Origin of the sequence: Peribacillus sp. NPDC101481 (genome assembly GCF_044767165.1) — a bacterium.
Classification (GTDB): domain Bacteria; phylum Bacillota; class Bacilli; order Bacillales; family DSM-1321; genus Peribacillus.
In genome coordinates this window covers 490,208-513,776 of record NZ_JBIWNJ010000001.1, presented here as the reverse complement: position 1 = coordinate 513,776, position 23,569 = coordinate 490,208, and the positions used below count along the sequence as shown (strand labels likewise).

Annotated in this window: 19 protein-coding genes; 16 read left to right on the top strand and 3 right to left on the bottom strand. The window is 36.8% G+C overall.

The genetic code is table 11. The annotated features are described in order from the left end of the window. Positions 1-166: 166 nt before the first annotated feature. The 3 genes from ACIROD_RS02350 to ACIROD_RS02340 all read left to right on the top strand — a co-directional run bounded on the left by ACIROD_RS02350 (position 167) and on the right by ACIROD_RS02340 (position 3,016). A complete protein-coding gene (locus ACIROD_RS02350) occupies positions 167-685 on the top strand; it encodes an NfeD family membrane protein (RefSeq protein WP_101225196.1) in 519 nt (172 codons plus the stop codon). 20 nt (positions 686-705) lie between these two features. Then, a complete protein-coding gene (locus ACIROD_RS02345; RefSeq protein ID WP_402937576.1) occupies positions 706-2,238 on the top strand; it encodes a flotillin lipid rafts scaffold protein FloT in 1,533 nt (510 codons plus the stop codon). 658 nt (positions 2,239-2,896) lie between these two features. Continuing rightward, positions 2,897-3,016, top strand: coding sequence for a GmrSD restriction endonuclease domain-containing protein (locus ACIROD_RS02340; protein WP_402940071.1), 120 nt, complete (start codon positions 2,897-2,899; stop codon positions 3,014-3,016). Positions 3,017-3,295: 279 nt separating this feature from the next. Here ACIROD_RS02340 and ACIROD_RS02335 read toward each other — a convergent pair whose 3' ends face one another. From ACIROD_RS02335 to ACIROD_RS02325, 3 genes are all read right to left on the bottom strand, one after another. Then, positions 3,296-3,637: a hypothetical protein gene (locus tag ACIROD_RS02335; protein ID WP_402937573.1), complete on the bottom strand. Its 342-nt coding sequence runs from the start codon at positions 3,635-3,637 to the stop codon at positions 3,296-3,298. Further along, the gene (locus tag ACIROD_RS02330) at positions 3,606-3,890 is read right to left on the bottom strand and encodes a hypothetical protein (protein WP_402937570.1); all 285 of its coding nucleotides are present in this window, start codon (positions 3,888-3,890) and stop codon (positions 3,606-3,608) included. Before ACIROD_RS02330 ends, ACIROD_RS02335 begins: the two co-directional genes overlap by 32 nt. 1,287 nt (positions 3,891-5,177) lie before the next feature. After that, complete coding sequence (locus tag ACIROD_RS02325) at positions 5,178-5,825, bottom strand: GntR family transcriptional regulator (RefSeq protein WP_230163210.1); 648 nt, start codon at positions 5,823-5,825, stop codon at positions 5,178-5,180. Positions 5,826-6,355: 530 nt separating this feature from the next. Between ACIROD_RS02325 and ACIROD_RS02320 the strand changes: the two genes are divergently transcribed. The 13 genes from ACIROD_RS02320 (at position 6,356) to ACIROD_RS02260 (ending at position 23,534) form a co-directional block, all read left to right on the top strand. Then, a complete protein-coding gene (locus ACIROD_RS02320) occupies positions 6,356-7,525 on the top strand; it encodes an iron-containing alcohol dehydrogenase (RefSeq protein ID WP_402937566.1) in 1,170 nt (389 codons plus the stop codon). Positions 7,526-7,536: 11 nt separating this feature from the next. Next, the gene (locus ACIROD_RS02315; RefSeq protein WP_402937563.1) at positions 7,537-8,997 is read left to right on the top strand and encodes an aldehyde dehydrogenase family protein; all 1,461 of its coding nucleotides are present in this window, start codon (positions 7,537-7,539) and stop codon (positions 8,995-8,997) included. Positions 8,998-9,217: 220 nt separating this feature from the next. Beyond that, positions 9,218-10,558, top strand: coding sequence for an MFS transporter (locus ACIROD_RS02310; protein ID WP_402937560.1), 1,341 nt, complete (start codon positions 9,218-9,220; stop codon positions 10,556-10,558). Between the two features lie 333 nt (positions 10,559-10,891). After that, positions 10,892-12,031 carry an acyl-CoA dehydrogenase family protein gene (locus tag ACIROD_RS02305; protein WP_098866267.1) on the top strand — a complete coding sequence of 380 codons (1,140 nt, stop codon included), beginning with the start codon at positions 10,892-10,894 and terminating at the stop codon, positions 12,029-12,031. Positions 12,032-12,100: 69 nt separating this feature from the next. Then, a complete protein-coding gene (locus ACIROD_RS02300; RefSeq protein WP_402937556.1) occupies positions 12,101-13,696 on the top strand; it encodes an acyl CoA:acetate/3-ketoacid CoA transferase in 1,596 nt (531 codons plus the stop codon). A gap of 4 nt (positions 13,697-13,700) precedes the next feature. Next, on the top strand, positions 13,701-15,443 hold the full coding sequence (locus ACIROD_RS02295) for an FAD-binding protein (RefSeq protein WP_402937553.1): 1,743 nt from the start codon (positions 13,701-13,703) through the stop codon (positions 15,441-15,443). Positions 15,444-15,559: 116 nt separating this feature from the next. Then, the gene (locus ACIROD_RS02290; RefSeq protein ID WP_098866264.1) at positions 15,560-16,270 is read left to right on the top strand and encodes an RraA family protein; all 711 of its coding nucleotides are present in this window, start codon (positions 15,560-15,562) and stop codon (positions 16,268-16,270) included. Then, positions 16,271-17,251 carry a 2-hydroxyacid dehydrogenase gene (locus ACIROD_RS02285; RefSeq protein WP_402937549.1) on the top strand — a complete coding sequence of 327 codons (981 nt, stop codon included), beginning with the start codon at positions 16,271-16,273 and terminating at the stop codon, positions 17,249-17,251. A 211-nt stretch (positions 17,252-17,462) separates the two neighbouring features. Further along, positions 17,463-18,323, top strand: a complete 861-nt coding sequence (locus ACIROD_RS02280; protein ID WP_402937546.1) for an NAD(P)-dependent oxidoreductase — start codon at positions 17,463-17,465, stop codon at positions 18,321-18,323. 96 nt (positions 18,324-18,419) lie between these two features. Then, positions 18,420-19,598 (top strand): glycerate kinase family protein, encoded by a 1,179-nt coding sequence (locus ACIROD_RS02275; protein ID WP_402937544.1) that lies wholly within the window; start codon positions 18,420-18,422, stop codon positions 19,596-19,598. Between the two features lie 312 nt (positions 19,599-19,910). Continuing rightward, on the top strand, positions 19,911-20,891 hold the full coding sequence (locus tag ACIROD_RS02270) for an ROK family glucokinase (protein ID WP_402937541.1): 981 nt from the start codon (positions 19,911-19,913) through the stop codon (positions 20,889-20,891). A gap of 215 nt (positions 20,892-21,106) precedes the next feature. Continuing rightward, positions 21,107-22,105, top strand: a complete 999-nt coding sequence (locus ACIROD_RS02265; RefSeq protein ID WP_230175727.1) for a LacI family DNA-binding transcriptional regulator — start codon at positions 21,107-21,109, stop codon at positions 22,103-22,105. Between the two features lie 262 nt (positions 22,106-22,367). Further along, positions 22,368-23,534 carry a substrate-binding domain-containing protein gene (locus tag ACIROD_RS02260; protein ID WP_402937537.1) on the top strand — a complete coding sequence of 389 codons (1,167 nt, stop codon included), beginning with the start codon at positions 22,368-22,370 and terminating at the stop codon, positions 23,532-23,534. Positions 23,535-23,569: the final 35 nt, after the last annotated feature.

The following is a 23,569-nucleotide window of genomic DNA, read 5'->3' as shown; positions in this document are numbered from 1 at the left end:
GTCTTTTAAAATAAATGAAACTTTTTGAATGCGTCATTCGTATGAATGGTAAGCAAAGTAATTGGAGGGTATTATAACCAGATATTATCATTGTTGGTAAAACGCTTATCCCAGGTCCTTAAAGTAGTAAGCGGCTTGGAAAAATCGAAACTAAAGGATGAAAAAGATGGAGTTATTTGGGGTTCCGTTAGAAACAGTCTATTTATATGGATTAATTATATTCGGGGGGCTAACATTCTTATTTATTTTGTTTAATGATATATTTTCCGGCCTTGAATTACCGGATATATTTAATCCAACTCTCATTTTTAGCTTTTTCACCGTGTTTTTTGCGAGTGGGTTTTTGTTTGAATCGCTTTCAGGACTTAATGCTGGATTGAGTGCCGGCATTTCCCTGATCATTTCATTAATTATCGTCACTTTACTGAATGTATTTGTTTTGATTCCCATCTCATCAGCGGAAGAAAGTTTGACATTTCATGATAATGACCTGAGAGGGAGGGTCGGCAGGGTTCTGACATCAATCCCGGTTGACGGGTTTGGGGAAGTCCTGATTGAAAGCATCAGCGGAAGCATCGCGAAAACTGCGGCAAGTTATAAGAATGAAGGTATTGTTTCGGATTCAAAGGTCTTGATCATCGAAGTTAAAAATGGGGTTGTCTATGTTATGCCCCACCAGGATTAAAAAAGGGTAGGAGGTAAGTTATGTTTGATTTGATTTGGATTGTTGTCGCCATTGTTGCATTTTTACTTATCGCACTTATTGCTGTCTTTATTACGAAATACCGTACTGCTGGTCCTGATGAAGCATTGATCGTGACCGGAAGCTATTTAGGAAGCAAAAATGTTCACATCGACGAATCAGGAAATAAAATTAAAATCGTCCGCGGCGGTGGTGCATTCGTTCTCCCGGTGTTCCAGCAAGCGGAACCACTAAGCTTGTTATCAAGCAAGCTTGAGGTTTCAACGCCTGAAGTATATACGGAACAGGGAGTTCCTGTCATGGCAGATGGTGTATCGATAATCAAGATTGGCAGTTCAATCACCGATATCGCCACAGCGGCAGAGCAATTTCTTGGTAAATCAAAAGATGACCGTGAACAGGAAGCGCGGGAAGTCTTGGAGGGACATCTTCGTTCCATCCTTGGTTCGATGACAGTCGAGGAAATTTATAAAAACCGTGAAAAGTTTTCCCAGGAAGTACAGAGGGTAGCCTCTCAGGATCTAGCTAAAATGGGACTGATCATCGTATCGTTCACGATTAAAGATGTTCGGGATAAAAATGGATATCTTGAATCGCTCGGAAAGCCAAGGATTGCCCAGGTGAAAAGGGATGCCGATATAGCGACCGCCGAGGCAGAGAAAGAAACGCGAATCAAGCGAGCCGAAGCTTCGAAGGAAGCCCAGCGTGCCGAGCTTGAAAGGGCAACCGAAATAGCAGAAGCCGAAAAAATCAACAAGCTAAAGGTTGCGGAATTCCGGCGTGAGCAGGATATTGCCAAAGCACGGGCTGACCAAGCTTACGATCTTGAAACGGCCAGATCCAAACAGGATGTAACAGAACAGGAAATGCAAATCAGGATCATTGAACGTCAGAAGCAAATTGAGCTGGAGGAAAAAGAAATCCTACGCCGTGAAAAGCAATATGATTCAGAAGTGAAGAAAAAGGCCGATGCCGACCGTTATGCGGTAGAGCAGGCAGCCTCAGCCAACAAGATGAAACAGATTACAGAAGCGGATGCCGATAAGTATAAAATTGAAGCCATGGCGAAAGCGGAAGCGGAACGTGTTCGTATGGACGGTCTGGCTAAAGCGGACGCACAAAGGGCACAAGGTACGTCTGAAGCGGAAATCATCAGGTTAAAAGGGGTAGCAGAGGCAGAAGCCAAGCAGAAAATCGCTGAAGCTTTTGAACAGTTCGGGCAAGCGGCCGTAATGGACATGATTTTGAAAATGCTGCCGGAGTATGCAAAACAAGTGGCAAGCCCGCTTAGTAATATCGACAAGATCACTGTAGTGGATACAGGTGGAAGCGGTAAAAATGGCGGAGCTAATAAAGTGACTGGATATGCAACGGATTTAATGGCATCCTTGCAGGAGTCATTAAAGGCATCCTCGGGAATTGATGTCAAAGACCTGCTTGAGAATTTCTCAGGAAAACGAAATTTACCATTTACCACCATCAGCCAGGAGAATGTAGAAGCGAACATGAATATGGCAGCAGGCAAGGAAGAATAACAGGTAAATCATACTGTTCAACACATGAAATTAAAGCTGATGTATTAAAAAACACAGATAGGTCATTGGACTTACGTATAGAGAATAAACAACCAAGGATGATTGGTTGTTTATTTTTTGCTTTTTAATAAAGCCTAAATTGGTTTTTAGTTTCGCTATTACTAAATGTTTGAAACCTATATTTGGATGCACTTAAAACTTTATCTATTTGAACATCTGAACTTAATTGCACTGAGTTATAAATTTTAAAAGAAAAAAGCTTTTTACTTATTTTTTGACAATGTCACCTTATTTGTTGCAATCAAAGTCGTTATCATTTAAAAAAAACACGAGACATAGATAAAATTTACAATCATTTGGCTTTAAAATCGTTTAATAAAGAAATGCAAGTTTCTTATATAGTTGATTATCTTAGGAGGACCCCATCTGATACTGAATTTTATTTAAACTTCCAGAACCGGGATTTTACAAGGTCAGCACAAAAGAAATATATCCTAGAAATGATAGAAAATGCACTAACAAACAACACCAGAGAAAAAAAGATAAGTGGTCGGAGTGATGTTCATATCGAACATACATATTATGCCAAGGGAATTACTAAGGAAAAGAAATAAAGTCATTAGTAATTATTGAAAAAAAGAAATAGGAACAAGAGCTTCTGAATATTCAATGTTCGAATCGAATTGGGAACCTTACGCTGCTTGGAAGCGAATTAAACATTACTGCATCTAATTATCCTTTTCTTGAAAAGAAAAAAAATAAGAGCAATCCATCATAATGTTAACCAAAGAAATTTACCAAGAAGACAAATGGACCTTCGAAGAAATAAATATAAGGAGCGTGTATCTTGCGGGCATAGCTAAGAAGATATGGAATTTCAATAACTTGAAGTAGAGGGGAGTCTAGAATTATCAATCTTTGTTGTTGGTGTTGGCTTTAATATCAAGTATTAAAAAAAGCTGTGCTGTTAGCAATGCTTTTTTTACTGTTGTTAGGTAATTTATGCGCAGATGAACATCGGCTCTTCTAGCAGGTAATCCTAAATGTACCTGCGTATTTAAAGCCGTGGTTTTTTAGGTCGAACCTTCTTAGCTATCGTGTTAAGATCTAGATATGAGGAGAAATCTAGTTTTAATTTTGCTAGATAGGATGCTTTGTTGAGCGCAAAATCATACATTTTATCTACAAAATAAGATTCATCATCATAAATGACACCAATGTAATATTCACTTATATTTTCATTCAATACATCTGGATTCCCCAGTAAAGCAGCTTCAATAATTTCTTCTTCATTATTCTCCAACATTTCTGTTGCAAGTCTAGTTATCGTTTCCGTATAGAAAATTTCATCATAAAAGATTGTGTCTTCATGTAATTCCCCAGCCGAACAAAGAACCAAACTTTTCTTCTACTCCTGTATTGGTAACTTTAGTTTCAAGAAAACTTTCAATTTTTACCGCGTAAACGTTGTTTGAAACTTTATTTAAACGCTCTATGGCCAAGTTTAAATGTTTTATGGTTTCAGTCTCTTTATCAAAACCAATGTATTTTAAATAATCATTATACTCATCACCATTAGGTAGAAAGGATTCAATATGCCAACCAGGATCCATTTGGGATATAATATTCCCCAGCATTGCAAATCGCACCAATGTATTCATCTCTTTCTAATGCTACTTTAATAAGATTTTTAAGGTTCTTCTCTCGCTCTGTTATTTGCATACTGTCATATACTTTCTTTAAATCGAATTTTATATTGTATATTTCTCGGTACTGTGTAAAATCTTGAGATTTTAATATTAAATTAAATACCTCTTCTGTCAAAGACGCATTGTAATAGAACTCTGGGTCAAGTGATTTTACCGTTTTATTAGAAAACACAGCTTTCTCCGGATCAATCTTGTAAATCACACTATTAAAGATATATTTATTACCTTCACTTGCTATTGTAGCCCAATTTTTAGTGATGTTATTATCTCGGTTTAATTCAAATTTAACCGTTTAAAATTTGCCTTTCTTAATTTGTTTAACAACTAATTTTTTTATCTCCACTTTTTTCAACACCTCTAATCTATGAAAGAAAGAGAGCATAATTTTAATGACAGAGTGAGAAGTTTAATGTTCCAAAAACAGCTAACAATGCCCAAAGAAATGCTCTTGAAAACGGGAATGTTGAGTTCGCGATGAATTTTTGTAAGCGTAAGACACGCAATAGAATTTATGATTACGATTCATTGATTACTGCTTTAACTATACTCAGAATTATGGATTATTGAATAAATTTCTCGATTTTTTTACTTAGTAACCGACTCAAAGGGATATAAGCTAACTGCTATCATTTAAAGTGAGTATTCTAATAAGACTTCTTTTCTAACATTAAAGATGAACAAAGAAAGAACTGAAAAAACTATCTTATGGAACTAAAGGGGCAGGATAACTCCACAAGAAATATGGTTTTTTTGGTAAAATCTAATAGGAATAATTGTTTAATATACAGGGAGTGTTCAAATGAGTGAAGATAAAGAAACTCCTGCTAGAAAGAATTAAAAAGAAAACTTTCTAGCAGCGTTCACGGTGGAGGTCTTTTTGATTTAGTTGGTAGCTTAGCTACTGACTTGAGACTGCAAATGTCTTTGGTTTTTTACACAGAAAAGTTACTTTAGAAGGGTTATCATATTACCGGATACTTAAAAGTAAAATACGTGGTCGTGTTATCGCAAATATTTAGTCAGTAAATAACGTTTTTTTAATTTCTCTAATAGCGGGTAATAGTTATTAGTGCACCCCAGAAAAAGTGTAATGATTATATAGAAAAAACTAGGTCAATGTGTGCAACGATGATATCGAAACACACTGTTGACTAGTTTTTATCCGAAGTCATATTCATATATTTACCTACAGAAATCATTGTGTCAATGTCGCTTTAACCGACTAATATTTTACTCATTAGTTATTTTTTCCCACACATAATGTGTATGAATATTAAATGCTTTAATACATCCTTCTACGTCACGTTTATATAAAGCATCTAATATAGGCTTATGAAGTTTTGCAATTTCATCTAAATTATCAAAATAAATTTTGCTTGTTATATACCAGATTCGATTCGATACCGCACTTAAATCTTCCCATACCTGGTACATATAATCATGATCCGCTAGTTTATAAATATAGCTATGAAAAGCAACATCTATTTCTCTAACTTTCTCAAGGTCACCATTTTTACCTGCTTTAAGCATTTCTTGATATAAATCACTAAGTTCTTTTAAATCTACTTCTTTTATTTTTTGTATAGCTCTTGCTATAGCTAAGGGCTCTATTGCTTCACGGAAGCTATAAATTTCATCAATGTTCTTTTTAGAGAAGTTGGATACAAAAGTTCCTTTATGACGATGGTGAATGACGAAACCTTCTTTTCTAAGACGTGAAAGAGCTTCTCGAACTGGAGCTTGACTAACATTATAAGATTTTGCTATTTCCATTTCTATAATTCGATCTCCAGGTTTTAATTCTCCTTTAATAATTGATTCTTTTAAAAGATCACATACTTGATCAGGCAACGAATAATTTGTAACTTTTTTTTCCATAGAAATAACACTCCTTTATTCTTTAATTATTTTTAATCATCTATAGTATTTAGAGGAAGTTTTGGATTCGCATTTAAATGTATTATAGCGATTATATATTATCGATAATTAACAGTAAACTATTTATAATAATAATTAGAGGAAGTAAAGGAAAAAGTTGATTGTATCGAAGTGAAGTTTTTTCATTTGGTAATTTTTATTTAAAATAATTTTTAAATTATTTTGACAATTTAAAAGGAAATTGCTATCTTTATTATAGATTATCGATAATCTATAATAATGAAAATATCTTAAAGGAGTGGATACGTGTAAGAGAAATTAAATAATTGATTCGGGTATTTAACACATCACACATGTAAATTTTAATATTAAAGAAAATACAAATATGGGTGATTTCACTTCTCAGATTAAATTGGATAAGAACTAAAATTAATTTTGAAAACGGTTACTTTATACTCATATAGCAAGTCATAAACTCAAACCGTCGAAAAATATTGATCATAAAAAATTTAGTTACTAGGGGGATACTTATGAATTTATTAACAGACTCGTTTGAATTTGGGTTGCATACACAGATCCATTTTGGGGTTGACCGTATTCAGGAATTACCTAGCATTATTAAAAAATATAACTATCAAAAAATACTTGTTTGTACGGATAAAGGAATTGTTGATTCAGGTACTCTTGATCGTTTAGAATCCGTTCTTAAGAGTGGGGAAGTTAATTATGAATTATTTACTGAAGTAGAACCTGATCCGACTTTAAGGGTGGTAAAAAAAGTGGAAGAGCTCTTCATAATGAAAAATTGTGACGCCCTTATTGGATTAGGTGGTGGAAGCTCGATTGATACAGCGAAAGGGGTTTCTGTAGCTGTAGCAAATCCAGGTGATTTAAGTCTGTTTGAAGGGAAGAATCAAATTCCAAACCGTGGACCAGATATTATTGCCATCCCTACAACGGCGGGCACTGGATCCGAAGTTACCCACGCAACTGTATTAAAGGATGAAAAAAGGAAATACAAAATGGGGATTGTTAGTGAACATTTACATCCAAAAGTGGCAATATTGGACCCTCGCTTACTTACCACTTTGCCAAAAGGATCTTCCGCGATTACGGGAATGGATGCATTAAGCCATGCCATTGAATCTTATACATCTAATCAGGCGCAGCCAATTACAGAAGCTTTAGGCTTACATGCCATTGAGCTGATTGGTAAATGGTTAAGGCCATTTGTTGCAGATCGATCCAATTTGGAAGCTGCATCTAATATGATGCTGGCAAGCACCATTGCAGGGATTGCCTTTATTTGGGGGAGGATTGCGGCTGTTCATGCTTTATCCCATCCACTTGGTGGCCGATACAAAATCGCCCACGGTTTAGCCAATTCTATAATGTTACCAGTAGTTATGAAATATAATTTAAGTTCTGACTTTGAAAAGTTTAAAAATATCGCTGCTTTGCTCGGAGAAAATGTTCATGACTTAAGCCTTCGAAGTGCTGCTGAAAAATCAGTGAAAGCTGTAGAAGAGTTAATTTCAGATTTAGAGATTCCTACGAGACTGAAAGATATCAACATTGAATTATCAGAGGAAGAAATTCAAGTGGTAGCACAGGAAGCGTTTGATAGTGGCATGACAAATGCAAATCCTAAAAAAGTTTCTGTTAAAGATTTAGTTTCCATCATCAATTCTATTAAATAAGGGGTGTAAAAATGGTAGTTGTTAAGAGTTCTCCTATTACGGTAAAAAACTATATTGGCGGCAAATGGGTTCCATCTTCAAATAACCAGACTTACAAAAGGGAAAATCCAGCGAATATTAAGGAAATTATTTGGATAGCTCCAAATTCTACGGAAGAGGATGCAAACAATGCTGTTGATGCTGCTCAAGAAGCATTCAAATCCTGGTCTAAAATGTCTCCTATTAATCGTGGTAAATACCTTTATCGCTTTGCCGAAATTTTAGAATCACAAAAAGATGAGGTAGCAGATTTATTGACAAAAGAACAAGGTAAACCATTTAGTGAATCTTTAGGAGAAGTAAATAAAACTATTAGCGAGGTTCGTTTCACAGCTGGGGAAGCATCAAGGTTAATAGGAGAGACTTTACCTAGTGAGCGTGAGAATGTAAACATTCGTACGATTAGGGTTCCTAAGGGGGTAATCGCTGCTATTTCACCATGGAATTTCCCATTGGTAACACCTTTACGAAAAATTGCGCCGGCATTAGTTGCTGGGAATACGGTTGTCTTTAAGCCAGCAAGTGTAACGGTAGGAATGGGATATAAGATAGCTGAATTATTTGAACAGGCAGGACTGCCAGAGGGTGTATTAAACTTAATAATTGGTTCAGGAAGAAATGTTGGAAACCAACTAGTCAATCATCCAAAGGTTCGAGGAGTTACATTTACTGGTTCAACAGGGGTGGGATCAAACATCTATGAACAAGCATCAAAACGTTTGATCCATGTTCAACTGGAAATGGGTGGGAAAAACGCAGCCATTATTTATGAGTACCCGGATATAGAAAAGGCCATTAATCAAATAGTTCCCGCTGCTTTTGCTGCTACAGGGCAAAGATGTACTTCTATTAGCCGAATAATCGTTAACAAGCAAGATAGAGATCGCGTAGTAGCAGCCTTAAAGGAAAAAACTGAAGCATATATTATTGGTGATGGTTTAGACAAACAAACTACATTGGGACCTTTAGTATCTAAAGATCAATTAGAAACTACACAAAAGTATGTTCAAATTGGTTTGAGGGAAGGGGCCACATTAATAGCCGGCGGAAAAGCCTCAGATCAGGGAACAAAAGGATATTTCTTTGAACCTACCATTTTCGCTGATGTTAAGCCTAATTCAAGAATAGCGAAAGAAGAAATTTTTGGACCTGTACTTGTCGTATTGACAGCAAATAGCTTCAACGAAGCACTAGAAATATGCAATGACAGTGATTATGGGCTTGCAGCAGCTTGTTTTACTCAAAATAAATCATATCAGGATCTATTTGTTAACCAGGTAGAAGCAGGTATGATTCATTTGAATAATGGTACTATCAGTGAATCCCATGTACCATTTGGAGGTTTAAAACATTCAGCAATAGGACCTTATTCTATTGGCAGTACAGCAAAAGATTTCTTTACGGATTTGAAAGTGATTTATGATGCTAATTAATGATAGATATTTGTTATTAACATAGCAAACAAAGCACTAAGGAACATAAAAGGCAGGGTTAATTTCGAAATAAAAGGTTCTCTTTACTCCAGAAGCAGTGTATTTAAATGATTATCCGGACTAGTGCTGGAAAAGGTAACAACTAAAATTTTAACAGAGATAAATGGTCCTACGTTTTCAAAAAAGGCACGAAATTTACTCTTAGTGGGGGATTGATAAAATGTCACTACAACGTAAGGATTCAGACCTGGAATTATCCAACAGTAAACCATTGTCACATGATTTGGATAGACCTACCAATGTACGTTGGCAAGTGTTTGTTGCTCTACTTGGTCTCACTACAATCAATTATATTGATAGGGCTGTTTTATCTGTCGCCATGCCAGCACTCCAAAAGGACTTAGCTTTGGACCCTGCCATTGTAGGGCTTGTACTAAGTTCCTTTTTCTGGGGATATGCACTTATGCAAATTCCGGTTGGTTTAATTGCGGACCGTTATAGACCTGATAAATTAATAGTGGGTTCAGCACTTGCATGGGGATTGGCGCAAACTTTAACTGGGTTTGTTAGTACCAGTAAAATGCTTATCTTCTTACGGGTGTTACTGGGAATAGCGGAATCACCTATGTTTCCAAGTGGATCCAAAATGCAATCCGTATGGCTAACTTCCAAAGAAAGAGGACGTGGTGCTACTTTACTTGATAGCGGTGCATCCTTAGGAACCGCCCTTGGTGGACCATTAACAATAGCCTTCATGGCATGGCTCGGAGGATGGCGTGGTGCCTTAATCGGAGTTGGTCTTCTTACAATCGTGATTGGCTTAATCAGTTGGAAAGTTATAAAGGGAACCCCAGAAACTAATCCAAGGGTGAACAAAGCTGAACGAGAATATCTAAAAAAAGCACATTTAGAGGAATACAACTCGGATTCCCAAGGGAAAACTCAAACCACTAAGATCAAACATTACTTTAAAAATCGAAACTTTTGGTGCATGTGCCTAGGCTTTTATTCGTTAAACACGATTTTTTTCGGTCTCATGACTTGGGGACCTAATTACTTGGCAAAAACACAAGGCTTAGATATAACAACCATTGGAGGTGCGATATTGCTTATTTTTGGTGGAGGTGTTGTAGGTGAATTGACTGGGGGATGGATTGCAGACAAATGGAGGGAAAAAGGCGGTAAATTTAATACGGTTATGCATACTCTCTTAGTCATATCAGGGTTAATTAGTGCCTCTTGCATATTATTATTAACGCTCTCAACATCTCCTACCATGGCTGTTACTTTACTGTGTATCGCATTATTCTTCCTACGGTGGGCTGGCTTGTATTGGAGTATTCCAGCCACAATTGCCCAGCGTGAACATGTTGGTACGATAGGAGGATGTATGAATTTTGCAGGGAACATGGCTGGTGTCATCACTCCTATTGTAATCGGTTTTATTGTATCGTTTACAGGTTCATATTTTATGGGACTGGTTCTATTTAGTATCTTTGGTTTAGTCTTAGCTGGAGCATCCCTTTTTATTGACTTTACTAAGAAAGTAGAAGCGATATAACTAGATCATGAGTTCCTTTTATTATGAATAGAAAGAGAGAGACCTTTATTTAGCCCTTTGTTTATGTAAACCTAGCGATTGTAAGAGTAGTAACTATTTTTTTTTAGATAACAAGTTAAAAATGTAATCAGGTGAGTCGCTTGCTTTACGAAAGGGACCTCCTTATAAAAACATCTATCTATTTTTTATTCTTATCTATATTTTTGATAGATGGATAGATGGATAGATGGATAGATGATATTTCATTAATTCAAATTATCGATAATCTATTATAGATAAAGTGGATAATTTGATGGTTTTAACATTTTTTACTAACAAGAAAGGGGAATATATATGCAAATAACAGAAACTCAACAAAATTGGAGAGATCTTGCAAGAGATTTTGCCAAACGTAAATTAGAACCTGCCACTGAATGGCTAGAAGGCAAGAAGTTTTGGGATAATGCAAAAAAATTAGCCGATCACGGATTTTTAGGCTTAACTCTTCCGGAAAAATATGGAGGAATGGGTTTGGATTTATTTGACGCATTACTGATCATCGAAGAATTATGCAGGGTGTGTCCAACTAGCGGGCGTCATGCTTATCATGCAAGTATGGGTATTGCTTCATATATTAATCATTTAGGTAATGAGGAACAAAAGAAAAAATATTTACCAATGGTAACATCCGGAAAATTGTTTGTTGCACTGGGAATGAGTGAACCAGAAGCAGGCAGTGCAGCAACTGATTTAACTACAACAGCCATTAAAGAAGGAGATTACTTCCGTTTAAATGGTTCAAAAGTTTTTATTAGTGATGCTCATCTTGCTGATGTATTTGTTGTCTATGCTCGATTCGGTAATACAGGACGTACGTCAGATATAGGCGCACTCTTAGTAGAACGTGGCACTCCGGGTTTTACGGTAGGACCGAATGAAGAAAATATGAGCGGTGAAATACAATGTGCTTTATATTTTGAAGATGCCCTTGTACCAAAAGAAAATGTCCTTGTAACAGATAACGCCTTCAAAAAGTTAATGGGGGTCTACAACGGTGTGCGTTTAGGGTTTTTAGCCCAAACCATAGGGATTACACAAGCTGCTTTTGATCGCACAATCGAACATGTAAAACAACGTAAACAATTTGGTAAGGAAATTTGTGAATTCCAAGGGTTGCAATGGATGATATCCGATATGTATGTCCAGCTTGAAGCTGCTCGTACTTTACTTTATCGTGCAGGTGAAGCGGCATCTGACAATAAACCTGATAAAAATGCAGTTAGTGTTGCCAAACTGTTTGTAGCTGAGGCTGCTCAAAAAATCACTGATACATGCATTCAACTTCATGGTGGCTATGGATTTTCTAAACAATATCCGCTCGAATGGTATTATCGATGTGTTCGTTCTGCCTCAATTGCGGGTGGTACGTTACAAGTTCATAAGACCATGTTAGCTTCAGATGTACTTGAAAGAAAATTCAACCAACGACAATAGTAATGTAAAAGTACTTAAATATTGAAGTCGTTGAGGGATTTCAATAAAGAAAACTAGGAGGTAAATGGGATGAGCACAGCATCTTACAACCAAATTAGTAACTCCAAAGTAGTTTCTGTTGAAGAAGCAGTTAAAAATATACCAAGTAATGCGACCATTACGATTGGTGGGTTAATCTCGATCTTATGTCCAGAAAAAGTCCTAGCTGCGCTTGAGGAACGTTTTTTAACTGAAGATGAACCTAAAAATCTATCTGTTATTACACCAGTCAGAGTAGGATGGGACCCTAAAAGAAGGACAGGACTTGAGCATTTTGCTCACAAAGGCATGTTAAAACGCCTAATAAGCGGTAGCTTTCATATTAAAGAAAATCAAAAAGTGGCAGGCATGATTCGTAACAATGAAATAGAGGCGTACAATTTTTCTATGGGGACCTTATTTCAATTAATTAGATCAATTGCAGGAGGGCATCCAGGGCTCTTGACAAAAGCTGGTTTACATACCTATGTGGACCCTAGATATGATGGAGGCAAATTAAATGAGCATACAAAAGATGAGCTTGTTCGGTTGCTTGAGATTGATGAAGATGAACATTTATTCTACCCGTCTTTCCCAATAGACGTGGCAATCATAAGAGGTACTACCGCCGATGAAAGTGGAAATATTACCTTAGAAGAAGAACCGGCGACGTTAAGTGGACTGGAAATGGCCATGGCAGCAAAGGCTAATGGGGGATATGTCATTGTTCAAGTTAAGCGTGTGACCGGAAAAAATACCCTTCACCCTCGTTCGGTAGAAATTCCCGGTATTTTAGTAGATGCCATAGTGATAGACGAAGAACAAAAGCAAAGTCTACTTCCAGATTATAACCCTAGCTGGACAGGAGAAATTAAACAGCCTATTAGTCAATTAAAAAAACACTTACCATTAGATGCTAAAAAAGTGATTCTTCGCAGAGCAGCAAAAGAAATTGTTTCAGGAGCTATCGTTAATTTAGGAGTAGGTATTCCTGTAGATTTACCTCAATTGGCTCTGGAAGGAGATTTCTTCAAGGAAATTACCTTTTCTTTAGAGCATGGGGCTATTGGTGGTGTTCCAATGGGGGTAGAAGTATTTGGAGCTCATAATAACCCAGAGGCTTTTGTAACTTCACCTCAAATCTTTGATTTTTATCAAGCCGGGGGATTATCTGCAACCTTTCTAGGATTTGCCCAAATTGATGGTAGTGGAAATGTAAACGTAAGTAAGTTTAATGGTATCTACCGGGGTTCCGGTGGATTCATCGATATTACTCATAAAACTCCAAAAATTATCTTTTGTGGGACATTAACAAGTGGAGGGTTAAAGGTATCTGTGGAAGAAGGTAAGATAAAAATCGAAAATGAGGGACGATATAAAAAATTTATCCAATCCATCGAACATATGACCTTTAACGCTAATCAAGCTTTGAAAAAAGGGCAAGAAATTCTGTATATTACGGAACGTTGTGTTTTCCGTTTAGAGGAGAAAGGCTTGGTCCTTATTGAACATGCACCCGGGATTGATGTGAAAAAAGATATTCTTTCGAATGTGGATTGTGAAATTACTATTTCTTCTAATCTAAAGTTGATGGAGCCATCGCTTTTCATGGAATCTAAAAATGAAGTTTTAATGGAAAGGGTGTAACGGAGTGTCTTACTTAAAAATTGGTCGAATCATTGAAACAGATGTATTAGTTGTGGGAGGTGGTGGAGCTGCAGCAAGAGCTGCTCTTTCTTCGGTCGAATCGGGTGTAAGTGTTCGAATCGCTGTAAAATCAAAATGGCTTGGAAGTGGCTCTACTGCAACAGCATTTTCGGAATTGTTAGCGATTGCGGCAGCCATTGGCCATGCAGATGAACGAGATCATCCTGAAATCCACTATGAAGATACGTTAGATGCTGGAAGAGGCTTTATTGATCCTGAACTTGTTTGGACACTTGCCTCGGAAGTTCCTGATCGTATTCAAGATCTTAGGAACATAGGGTTAAACTTTGATAAAGAAGAAAACGGAAAGCTAGTACAAGGTATGAGTGATTTTGCCACATATCCAAGAACATGCCGAGTAAATGGCGTAACAGCGCGTCACATTTTAGTTGCGCTAGCAAAGCAAATTAAAAAACATAACGTGCCTATTGATGAAAATATTATGGTGTTTAAATTATTAATCGATAAAAACAAAAGCATTTCAGGAGCACTTGGTATAAATAGGGATACAAAAGAGATCATTCTTTACAAAACACCGTCCATTATCCTTGCGTGTGGAGGGGCTCATCATGTTTATAAATATGGTGTAGGGACTCCAGATATGACCGGAAATGGATATGCGATGGCCTATGAACTAGGTATCCCTCTCATCAATATGGAATTTATTCAAATCGGACCAGGAGTGATTAATCCTTCCATCACATTATTATCTGGACCGGTGTGGAAGCCGAAACCTATACTCACAAACACCAAAGGAGAAAATATTCTCAAAAAGCATGTACCTCCACATGTCAAAATTGAGGATGTTTATAACCATAAAGTATTTCCATTCACCATTTCAACAGCTGCGTATTACTTAGATACTTCCATTCAGAAAGAATTGGAGTTAAATCCCACCCCTAACGGGGGAGTTTGGTGTACGATGCCTGATGGTTCTGAAGGCATTGTAGAACAAAAAATGCCTAAGACAAAAGGTGTACTGAAGTCAAAAGGGATTGATGTGTTTAAAGATCAGTTCGAGATAGCACTTGTAGCTCAGTGTATGAATGGAGGAGCCTTAATCGAAAGCCCAGATGGTACCACAAATATATCCGGTTTATTTATCGCAGGGGAAACAGCAGGAGGTGTGCGTGGTCCGGACCGTCCTGGTGGAAACTCTCTGGCTGAGGGACAAGTTTTTGGCTACCGTACTGGAAAAGCAGCAGCCGCTTATGCTGACAAAAAAGAAATTACTGAAAATCCTGAAAAAGAATCCCTAGCTGTATTAGATGATTTAAGCGAATTAATTTCAATCAGCAAAGGCGAAAAAGAACTTAATGATGCCATCCATTTACTTAAGGAAACTATGTATAAAAATTGTTTGGTTATCCGTAACGATAAGCGCTTGAATGTTGCGCTTACACTTATTGATGAACTAGAGCGTTCTATAGTAAATGGAGATTTTAATATTGATGAGAATAATCTCTTTACTGCCATTGACCTTAAACATATGCTCGTCACTTCCCGCGCAATTGTTATCTCTGCAAAAACACGTACAGAAAGTAGAAGTTGCCATTATCGAGAGGATTACCCTGAAAAAGACGATTTAAATTGGATAAACAGTATTTATGTAACTCAAATAGATGGAGAAATGCAAATAAATACTCGACAATGGCCAAAGACACGAAAAAGTGAAGTACAGCTATGATTGTGAAAGCCTCAATGTAGGGGAGTTTCATATCAATCGGATAGTATTCCTTTTAAAAGATGGCAAGGGAAACTCACAAATAATTGGAAGCTAATTATAAAGGGGAGATTAGGAAAATGAATATCGGTTTTAGAGTATTTCCAGTTGAAAATCGTGTTGATAAAAGGATAGTCGAGGAGTTCCAAAACGTTGTCACTCCTCATATCAGTGATAATATGAGCCGGCTGCAAGGTGCGATTTCTGACTTAAGACCCTATCATAAAGGGGGAAAACTTGTAGGTACAGCTGTAACAGTCAAAACAAGACCGGGGGATAACTTAATGGTCCATAAAGCAATTGATCTAGCACAACCTGGTGATGTTATTGTAGTTGATGCAGGCGGGGATACAACAAACGCAATTGTTGGGGAGATTATGCAAAGAATAGCCAAAAAAAATGGTATAGCAGGATTTGTGATTCACGGTGCTATTCGGGATTCACTAGCTTTCAAACATGATTCATTTCCTATCTATGCAAAAGGAGTAACTCATCGTGGCCCATATAAAGATGGACCAGGTGAAATCAATGTCCGCATCTCTCTTGGTGGTATGATTATCAACCCAGGTGACCTTATTGTAGGGGATGAAGATGGTCTTATAGTTGTCCCTATAGAAAATGTAGAAGAAATCCTTCAAAAAGTAAAAATTCAAGCTCAAAGAGAAGAAGAGATTTTTCAATCAATTGAGCAAGGGACAGTAGATAGAAGTTGGGTTGATAGTACTTTGAAGGAAAAGGGCTGTGAAATTTTTAGTACTTCTGAATCATTAATAAGTAGTGAGGGACATTAAATGAAGCCAAAAGTTTATATAACAAGGCGAATCCCAGAACAAATCGTAAAGAGAATTAACAAAACTTGCGAGGTACGAATGTGGGATCACGAAGATATTCCCATACCCTATGAGATTCTTGAAAAAGAAATTGGAGAGATTGATGGTTTATTATGTTTATTAACAGAAACAATAGACGATGCACTGATAAGAAAAGCAAAAAACCTTAAAATCATCGCTAATATGGCAGTTGGCTATAACAATATTGATATTAACAGTGCGACTACACATGGCATTATGGTCACGAATACACCAGATGTTTTAACAGAAACCACAGCAGATTTAACGTTTGGTCTTTTAATGGCAACAGCTCGCCGTCTAATAGAGGCATCTGATTATTTGAAAAGTGGTGAATGGAAAACATGGTCTCCTATGCAACTGACTGGACTGGACATACATGGAGCTACTTTGGGGATAATTGGCTTAGGTAGGATTGGAGAGGCATTAGTAAGAAGAGCAAAAGGGTTTGATATGAAGGTCCTGTATTCTAGTAGAAGCCGTAAATATGAACAAGAGTATGAATTAGGCATAAACTATACCTCACTTGAAAACCTTTTACTAGAATCAGATTTTGTATGTGTCATGGTTCCTTACACTACAGAAACCAAAAATCTAATTGGATCGGAGCAACTTTCATTAATGAAAGAGAATGCTGTACTTATTAATACGGCTAGAGGTGGAATTGTAAATGAAATAGCTTTATATAACGCTATAAAAAATAGAGAGATTTGGGGGGCAGGTATTGATGTGTTTGAAAATGAACCTGTTTCTTTAGATCACCCCCTTTTAACATTACCAAATGTGGTTACTCTTCCGCATATAGGTAGCGCGAGTATTGCAACTAGAACGAAAATGGCTAATCTCGCCATGACTAATTTAATGACAGCTTTACAAAATGAAAAACCTCAAAACTTGTTAAACGATATTTGTTTTAATAACTAGTTAAAAAAATTGCTACTCATTTGAAATGGGAAATTTCATGATTCATAATAAAAATCAGTTTTTTATGATGATACGGATAATACAACACATGAGCTTTAACTATATCAATCTTCCGACTTAAACAGAAGTGGGGTAGGCACTTACTTATGTGCTTCCACACCTCGCTTCTTGTATTTAGGTAATAACTATTATAACTGGAGGAGTTTGCTGAATGGAATTAAAAAGTGTAGGCTTTATCGGACTTGGAGCAATGGGAATGCCTATGGCAAAGAATGTTCTAAAAAAAGGCTATGAATTGCATGTGTCATCTCATAAAAATCGAAAACCTATAGAAGAATTAAAAAAGTATGGAGCGATTGAGCACATATCGATAGCAGATATCATTTCACATAGCCAGGTTTTGATTAGTATTCTACCTACGGACAATGAAATGGAAAATGTGCTGCTTTCTGATCAAGTGCTGAAGAGTTTCAACTCTGACAAGATATTAATTGAAATGACTTCAGGTTCTCCTGGAATGATGAAAAAGATTCATGCTGCTTATCAGGAAAAAAGGATTCGTGTTTTGGATGCACCAGTTAGCGGGGGAACATTTGGGGCTGAACAAGGAAATTTGACTGTAATAGCAGGAGGAGATTCAGAAGTACTGGAAAAAGCCAGACCAGTGTTGGAGGCAATGGCACAAAGTATTTATTTGGTAGGCTCTATTGGTGCAGGAAAAGCAATTAAAGCAATTAATCAAATGTTGGCAGGTATTCAGATGATTGCTTCGGCCGAAGCTGTGGCTTTAGCTGAACAACTAGATGTTGATATGGATATGTTGAAACAAGTGATAGGGAACAGTTCAGGGGCTTCTTGGATGTTGGTGAACAAGTTGGATAGCTTATTAAAAAGGGATTTTGCACCAGGATTTAAACTTAGCTTAATGAAAAAAGATATCCAGATTGCTGTGGACGAGGGGAAAAATAAGGAATTGCCGCTTTCTTCTTTCGCGCTTCAACTTTATAAGACTTCGGAGAAGGAGTTTGGAGAACAGGACTTCTCAGCAATTGGTAAAAACATTCTATCTTAAAAGTGTAAGGAAGTTAACGAAGATCTATTGGATATCATAAGGTACTGTTATTCAGTGTGGCTACATTCATAATCATTATGGGAAGGTGTGATTAATATGGAAAAGGATTTAGTCATAGTCTTAGCACCGGATTCATTTAAGGAAAGCATGACAGCTAAAGAGGCTTGTGAAGCAATGGAAAGAGGCATAAAAAAAGTAAATGATAAGATTACTTGCATTCATGTACCGATGGCAGATGGAGGCGAAGGTACAATGCAATCTTTGGTCGATGCTACTGGAGGAGAATTTCATTCGTTAAATGTAATTGGGCCACTTGGAAACGAAGTGGAAGCACACTATGGGATTCTAAGAGATGGGGAAACAGGAGTAATAGAGATGGCTAGCGCTAGTGGAATCCAATTAGTCCCTTTAGAAAAAAGAAATCCGCTAATTACAACAACATATGGAACGGGACAGCTTATAAAAGCCTGTTTAGATCACGGAGTTAAAAAATTATTGATAGGCATAGGAGGAAGTGCGACTAATGATGGCGGAGCAGGTGTTGTACAGGCATTAGGTGGGAAGTTGTTAGATAAAGAAGGAAAGGAACTCAGGTTTGGTGGCAGTGAGTTAGGAAAGTTAGCTAGAATAAACTTAACAGAACTTGATCCTCGTTTGAAACATGTAGTTGTCGAAATAGCCTGTGATGTGACCAATCCTCTTTGTGGAGAAAGTGGAGCATCACGTATTTTTGGACCTCAAAAGGGAGCCAATCCAGAAATGGTTGAAATACTAGAAAGTAACTTAAGAAAATATGCTAATGTCATAAAAGAACAATTGAACAAGGAAGTATTAGATATTCCCGGTGCAGGAGCAGCTGGGGGACTGGGAGCTGGACTTATTGTATTTTTAAATGGAGCTTTGAAAAAAGGCATTGATATGGTAATAGAATATACTGGTTTAGAAGAAAAAATAAAAGTCGCTGACATGGTCTGGACTGGTGAAGGAAGTATTGATTTTCAAACACAATACGGGAAAACGCCATATGGAGTTGCAACTGTGGCAAAGAAATATAATAAACGGGTAATAGCGCTGGCAGGAAGAGTAAGTGGTGATATTGATATACTATATGAAAAAGGGATTGATTCCTTATTTAGTATACTGCAAGGGGCATCTTCTTTAGAAGAAGCATTAGCTAATGGAAAAGAAAACTTAGAGAAAACGGCAGAGAGCATTATAAGGTTTTATGAAGTTATTAAAGTGAAAAATTTAATTGAAATAAACACAAAAATTTAAAGACAGTAATCCCGTTTTCGAAGTCTAAAGAAAAGCTGGTATGCGCTACTTGGTCCATATCAAAAAGGAATTTACAATCAATTAAAAGATTGTGTGTTTGTAACATTTAAAACGCTGTGTAAGTCCCTTTTTTTTTTGAAGTTTACGACATGCTACAAAAACAAAAGTAAGGTACCTGTTAAAGTAAAGCAAATCATTGTATACTTGTTTAGGAATTTACAAAAAAAGAATAGTACCTTTTCTCGTTTCTTTTTCATTTTTTGTTTCTGAGAAAGGAACCGCAATTCATTAATAGTTAGGTGGGTGTTTTATTTGAAAGATAAGTGTATTGGTATTGATATTGGTGGAACAAGCATAAAATTAGCTTTTATAAAATTAGATGGAATGACGTTAGCGAAGTGGGAAATACCGACAGATATCTCGTATAACGGCGTAAAAATCGTTGGTGACATTATTGAAACCGTTAACAAAAAAATAGTTGAACTTAATTTTGAGATGGATTCTTTTAATGGGGTTGGTGTCGGTGTTCCAGGATTTGTAGATTCAGTTACTGGATGTGTAACAAATTCCCCTAATATACCTTGGAAAGAAAACTATCCACTGAAAGAGGAATTAGAAGAGGGTTTTAGACTACCAGTGGCCATCGAAAATGATGCTAATTTAGCAGCTATAGGTGAGATGTGGATGGGTGCTGGAATAGGAAAGAAAAACATTTTAATGGTGACGCTCGGTACCGGAGTAGGTGGGGGAGTCATTGTAGACGGAGAAGTGGTAAGAGGAATAAATGGGATGGGTGGAGAGATCGGACATATATTTTCAAAGGATAATGGAATTGTTTGTGGTTGTGGAAAAGTGGGTTGCCTGGAAACAATCGCAAGTGCAACTGGTATGGTAAGGTTGGGAAATGAAATGATTGAAAATTACTCCGGTTCTACTGATTTATATGTAATTAAAGAAGATAACGGGAAAATTGAAGCCAAAGATGTATTAAATGCTGCGGAAAGCGGGGACTTTTATGCTCTTCATGTAGTTGATGAAGCAATGAAACATTTAGGGATTGCAATTAGTACCATTGTTCATACAAATAATCCTGAAATGGTGATTATTGGCGGAGGGGTTTCGAAAGCAGGAGAATTCTTGCTAGAACAATTGAAAAAGTATTTAAAACAATATACGTTACCTCGGGCCTACCATGCTTTAACATTAGAACTTGCGTCATTAGGAAATGATGCAGGTGTTGTGGGTGGAGCCTATTTATATAAGGGGGTCGACAATAAAGTATTAAATGTATAATCCATTAGGTGGTTATGAATTTGTCAATATATAGCGTCCATGGAGGATGTTATAATTATTTCATCTGTGCTTGTTAAACAGTAAGAATAATTATAAAAATCGAAGATTTTATTGATAATAGTAACGAAAAATTAAATATTTAAAATATTATTGCATTTTAAAATGTAATCGATTACAATATTGGAAGATAGTTTATCTTGAAAGGAATTTAAAATATGATAAGAATTGTTGATGTTGCAAAGGAAGCGAATGTTTCCACAGCAACAGTTTCTAGGGTGATAAGTAAATCCGGTACCGTAAAAAGTGATACAAAAGAAAGAGTCCTGAAAGCGATAGAATTATTAAACTATCAGCCTAATGTTCTTGCAAGACAGCTTCGAAGAATGGAAACAAAAACAATCCTTGTTGTTGTTCCAGATATTACGAATACTTTTTTTTCCAAGGTGTTGCGGGGGATAGAATCCGTAGCCATGGAAAGTGGATATCAAGTATTGTTGGGAGATGCTCTCAATAATGTGGATCGTGAAAGTGGATACTTAAATATTCTTCAACAAAAAAAGGCGGACGGAATGATATTGTTAACTGCAAGAATTGATGGACAAGTAGTAGAGGACATTGCAAAACAATTTCCTGTTGTCCTTGCTTGTGAATATACAGAAGGATTTGAAATTCCAACTGTATCGATTGACAATATTAGCAGTGCCAGAAAAGCAACGGAACATCTGATTAATTTAGACCACAAACGAATTGGCTTTTTATCCGGGCCATTTAATAGCGTGTTAGGTCGCGATCGTTTAAAGGGATATAATCAGGCAATGGCTCAACATAGCTTACCTATACTTTCAACAATGGTACAGGAGGGGGACTTTTCTTATGAAAGTGGTTTTAATTTAACGCTTAAATTATTAGCGAATGAAGTACCCCCGACTGCTATTTTTGCTGCTAATGATGAAATGGCAATTGGGGCGATAAAAGCGATAAAATCCAAAGGATTAAGTGTTCCAGGAGACATATCAGTCGTTGGGTTTGATGATATTAAATTTGCTTCCATTTTTGAGCCGTCATTAACTACGGTTGCTCAACCATCCTTTGACATTGGGAGGATAGCCATGGAATTACTAATTAAAATTATAAGTAAAGTTAATCTAGAGAAAAGCCAATATATTTTAGATGATAAACTGGTTGTTCGCGAATCATGCAAAAGGTTAAAATAGAAATTTTTTCTGCAATTTGTAATCGATTACAAACTATAAAATGGATAATACATGATACATACCCTCATTACATATCTTAAGGGGGTTATGTATATCACCTTTGACTGATTTTAAGAAAAAAGAGTCCTTTGAAATGTAAACGATTACACAAATTGAAGGGGGTGATTGATTTCTTTAATACAAGAGGAAATTTGGTTTATTACTTACTAAGCTTAAATAAAGCGTTAAAAAAATAACGAATGAACCAAATGGGAGGATTAATATGAAAAAGAAATCTTACATCTCTGCAATTATTATAAGTGGTGCACTTGCTCTGGCAGCTTGTGGTAACCAAGATGCTTCTACAAAGGAAGGCGGTAAAGACACTACTAAAACAGCAACTATCGCAAGCACTGGTGATTTAATGATAAATCCTAAGGTTTCGGATAAAAAAGTTATGGATAAGGGGCCATATGGTGAGGCAGCAGTTTCGGCTAAAACATTAAAGCTTACTGAAAAAGAAATTGAAAAAATTAAAGCAGGCAATTATAAAGCTGCTATTGTTATGCACTATTCTGGAACAGACTATATGACAGCCCAGGTTAATGCAATGAAAGCATCCTTCAAGAGGATGGGAATCGAAGTAGTTGCAGTGACGGACGCTCAATTCAAAGCAGAAAAACAAGTTTCAGATATTGAAACAGTATTAGCAAAAAAACCAGATGTAATGATTTCTGTTCCAGTAGACCCAGTTTCAACAGCACCGGCGTTTAAAAAGGCAGCCCAACAAGGGGTTAAGCTAGTATTTATGGATGGAGTTGCACAGGGTTTAAAACCAGGGAAGGAATATATCAGTGCCGTGTCTGGTGATAATCGCGGAAACGGTGCTGCAGCAGCTGATATTATGGCTGAAAAACTTGGTGAAAAAGGAAATGTGGGTATAGTTTTCCATGACGCTGATTTCTTTGTAACAAAAAACCGTACGGATGCTTTTGAAGAAACAATGAGAGAAAAGTATCCAAATATAGAAATCGTAGCAAGGGGGGGAATTACGGGGCCAAATGATGGAGAAAAAGTAGCTTCTGCAATGTTAACTAGAAACAAAGATATTAATGGTATCTTCGTGGTGTGGGATGTGCCTGCTGAAGGTGTCGTCGCAGCTGCTCGTACAGCAGGGAAAGATGATTTAGTAGTCACTACAACAGACTTAGGCACAAATGTTGGATTGGAAATTGCCTCTGAAGGTGTTGTAAAAGGCCTAGGCGGTCAATTACCTTTTGACCAGGGCGTAGCAGAATCTATTTTAGCAGGGTACGCACTGCTTGGGAAAGAGGCACCAGCTTATGTCGCTACACCAGCACTATCTGTAACCAAAGAAAACGTGTTGGATAGCTGGAAGCTAATCTACGGAGTGGATGCCCCGGAGATCATTCGAAATGCAGCTGAATAATATGTACTACTAATTAAATCATTAAATTATATGAA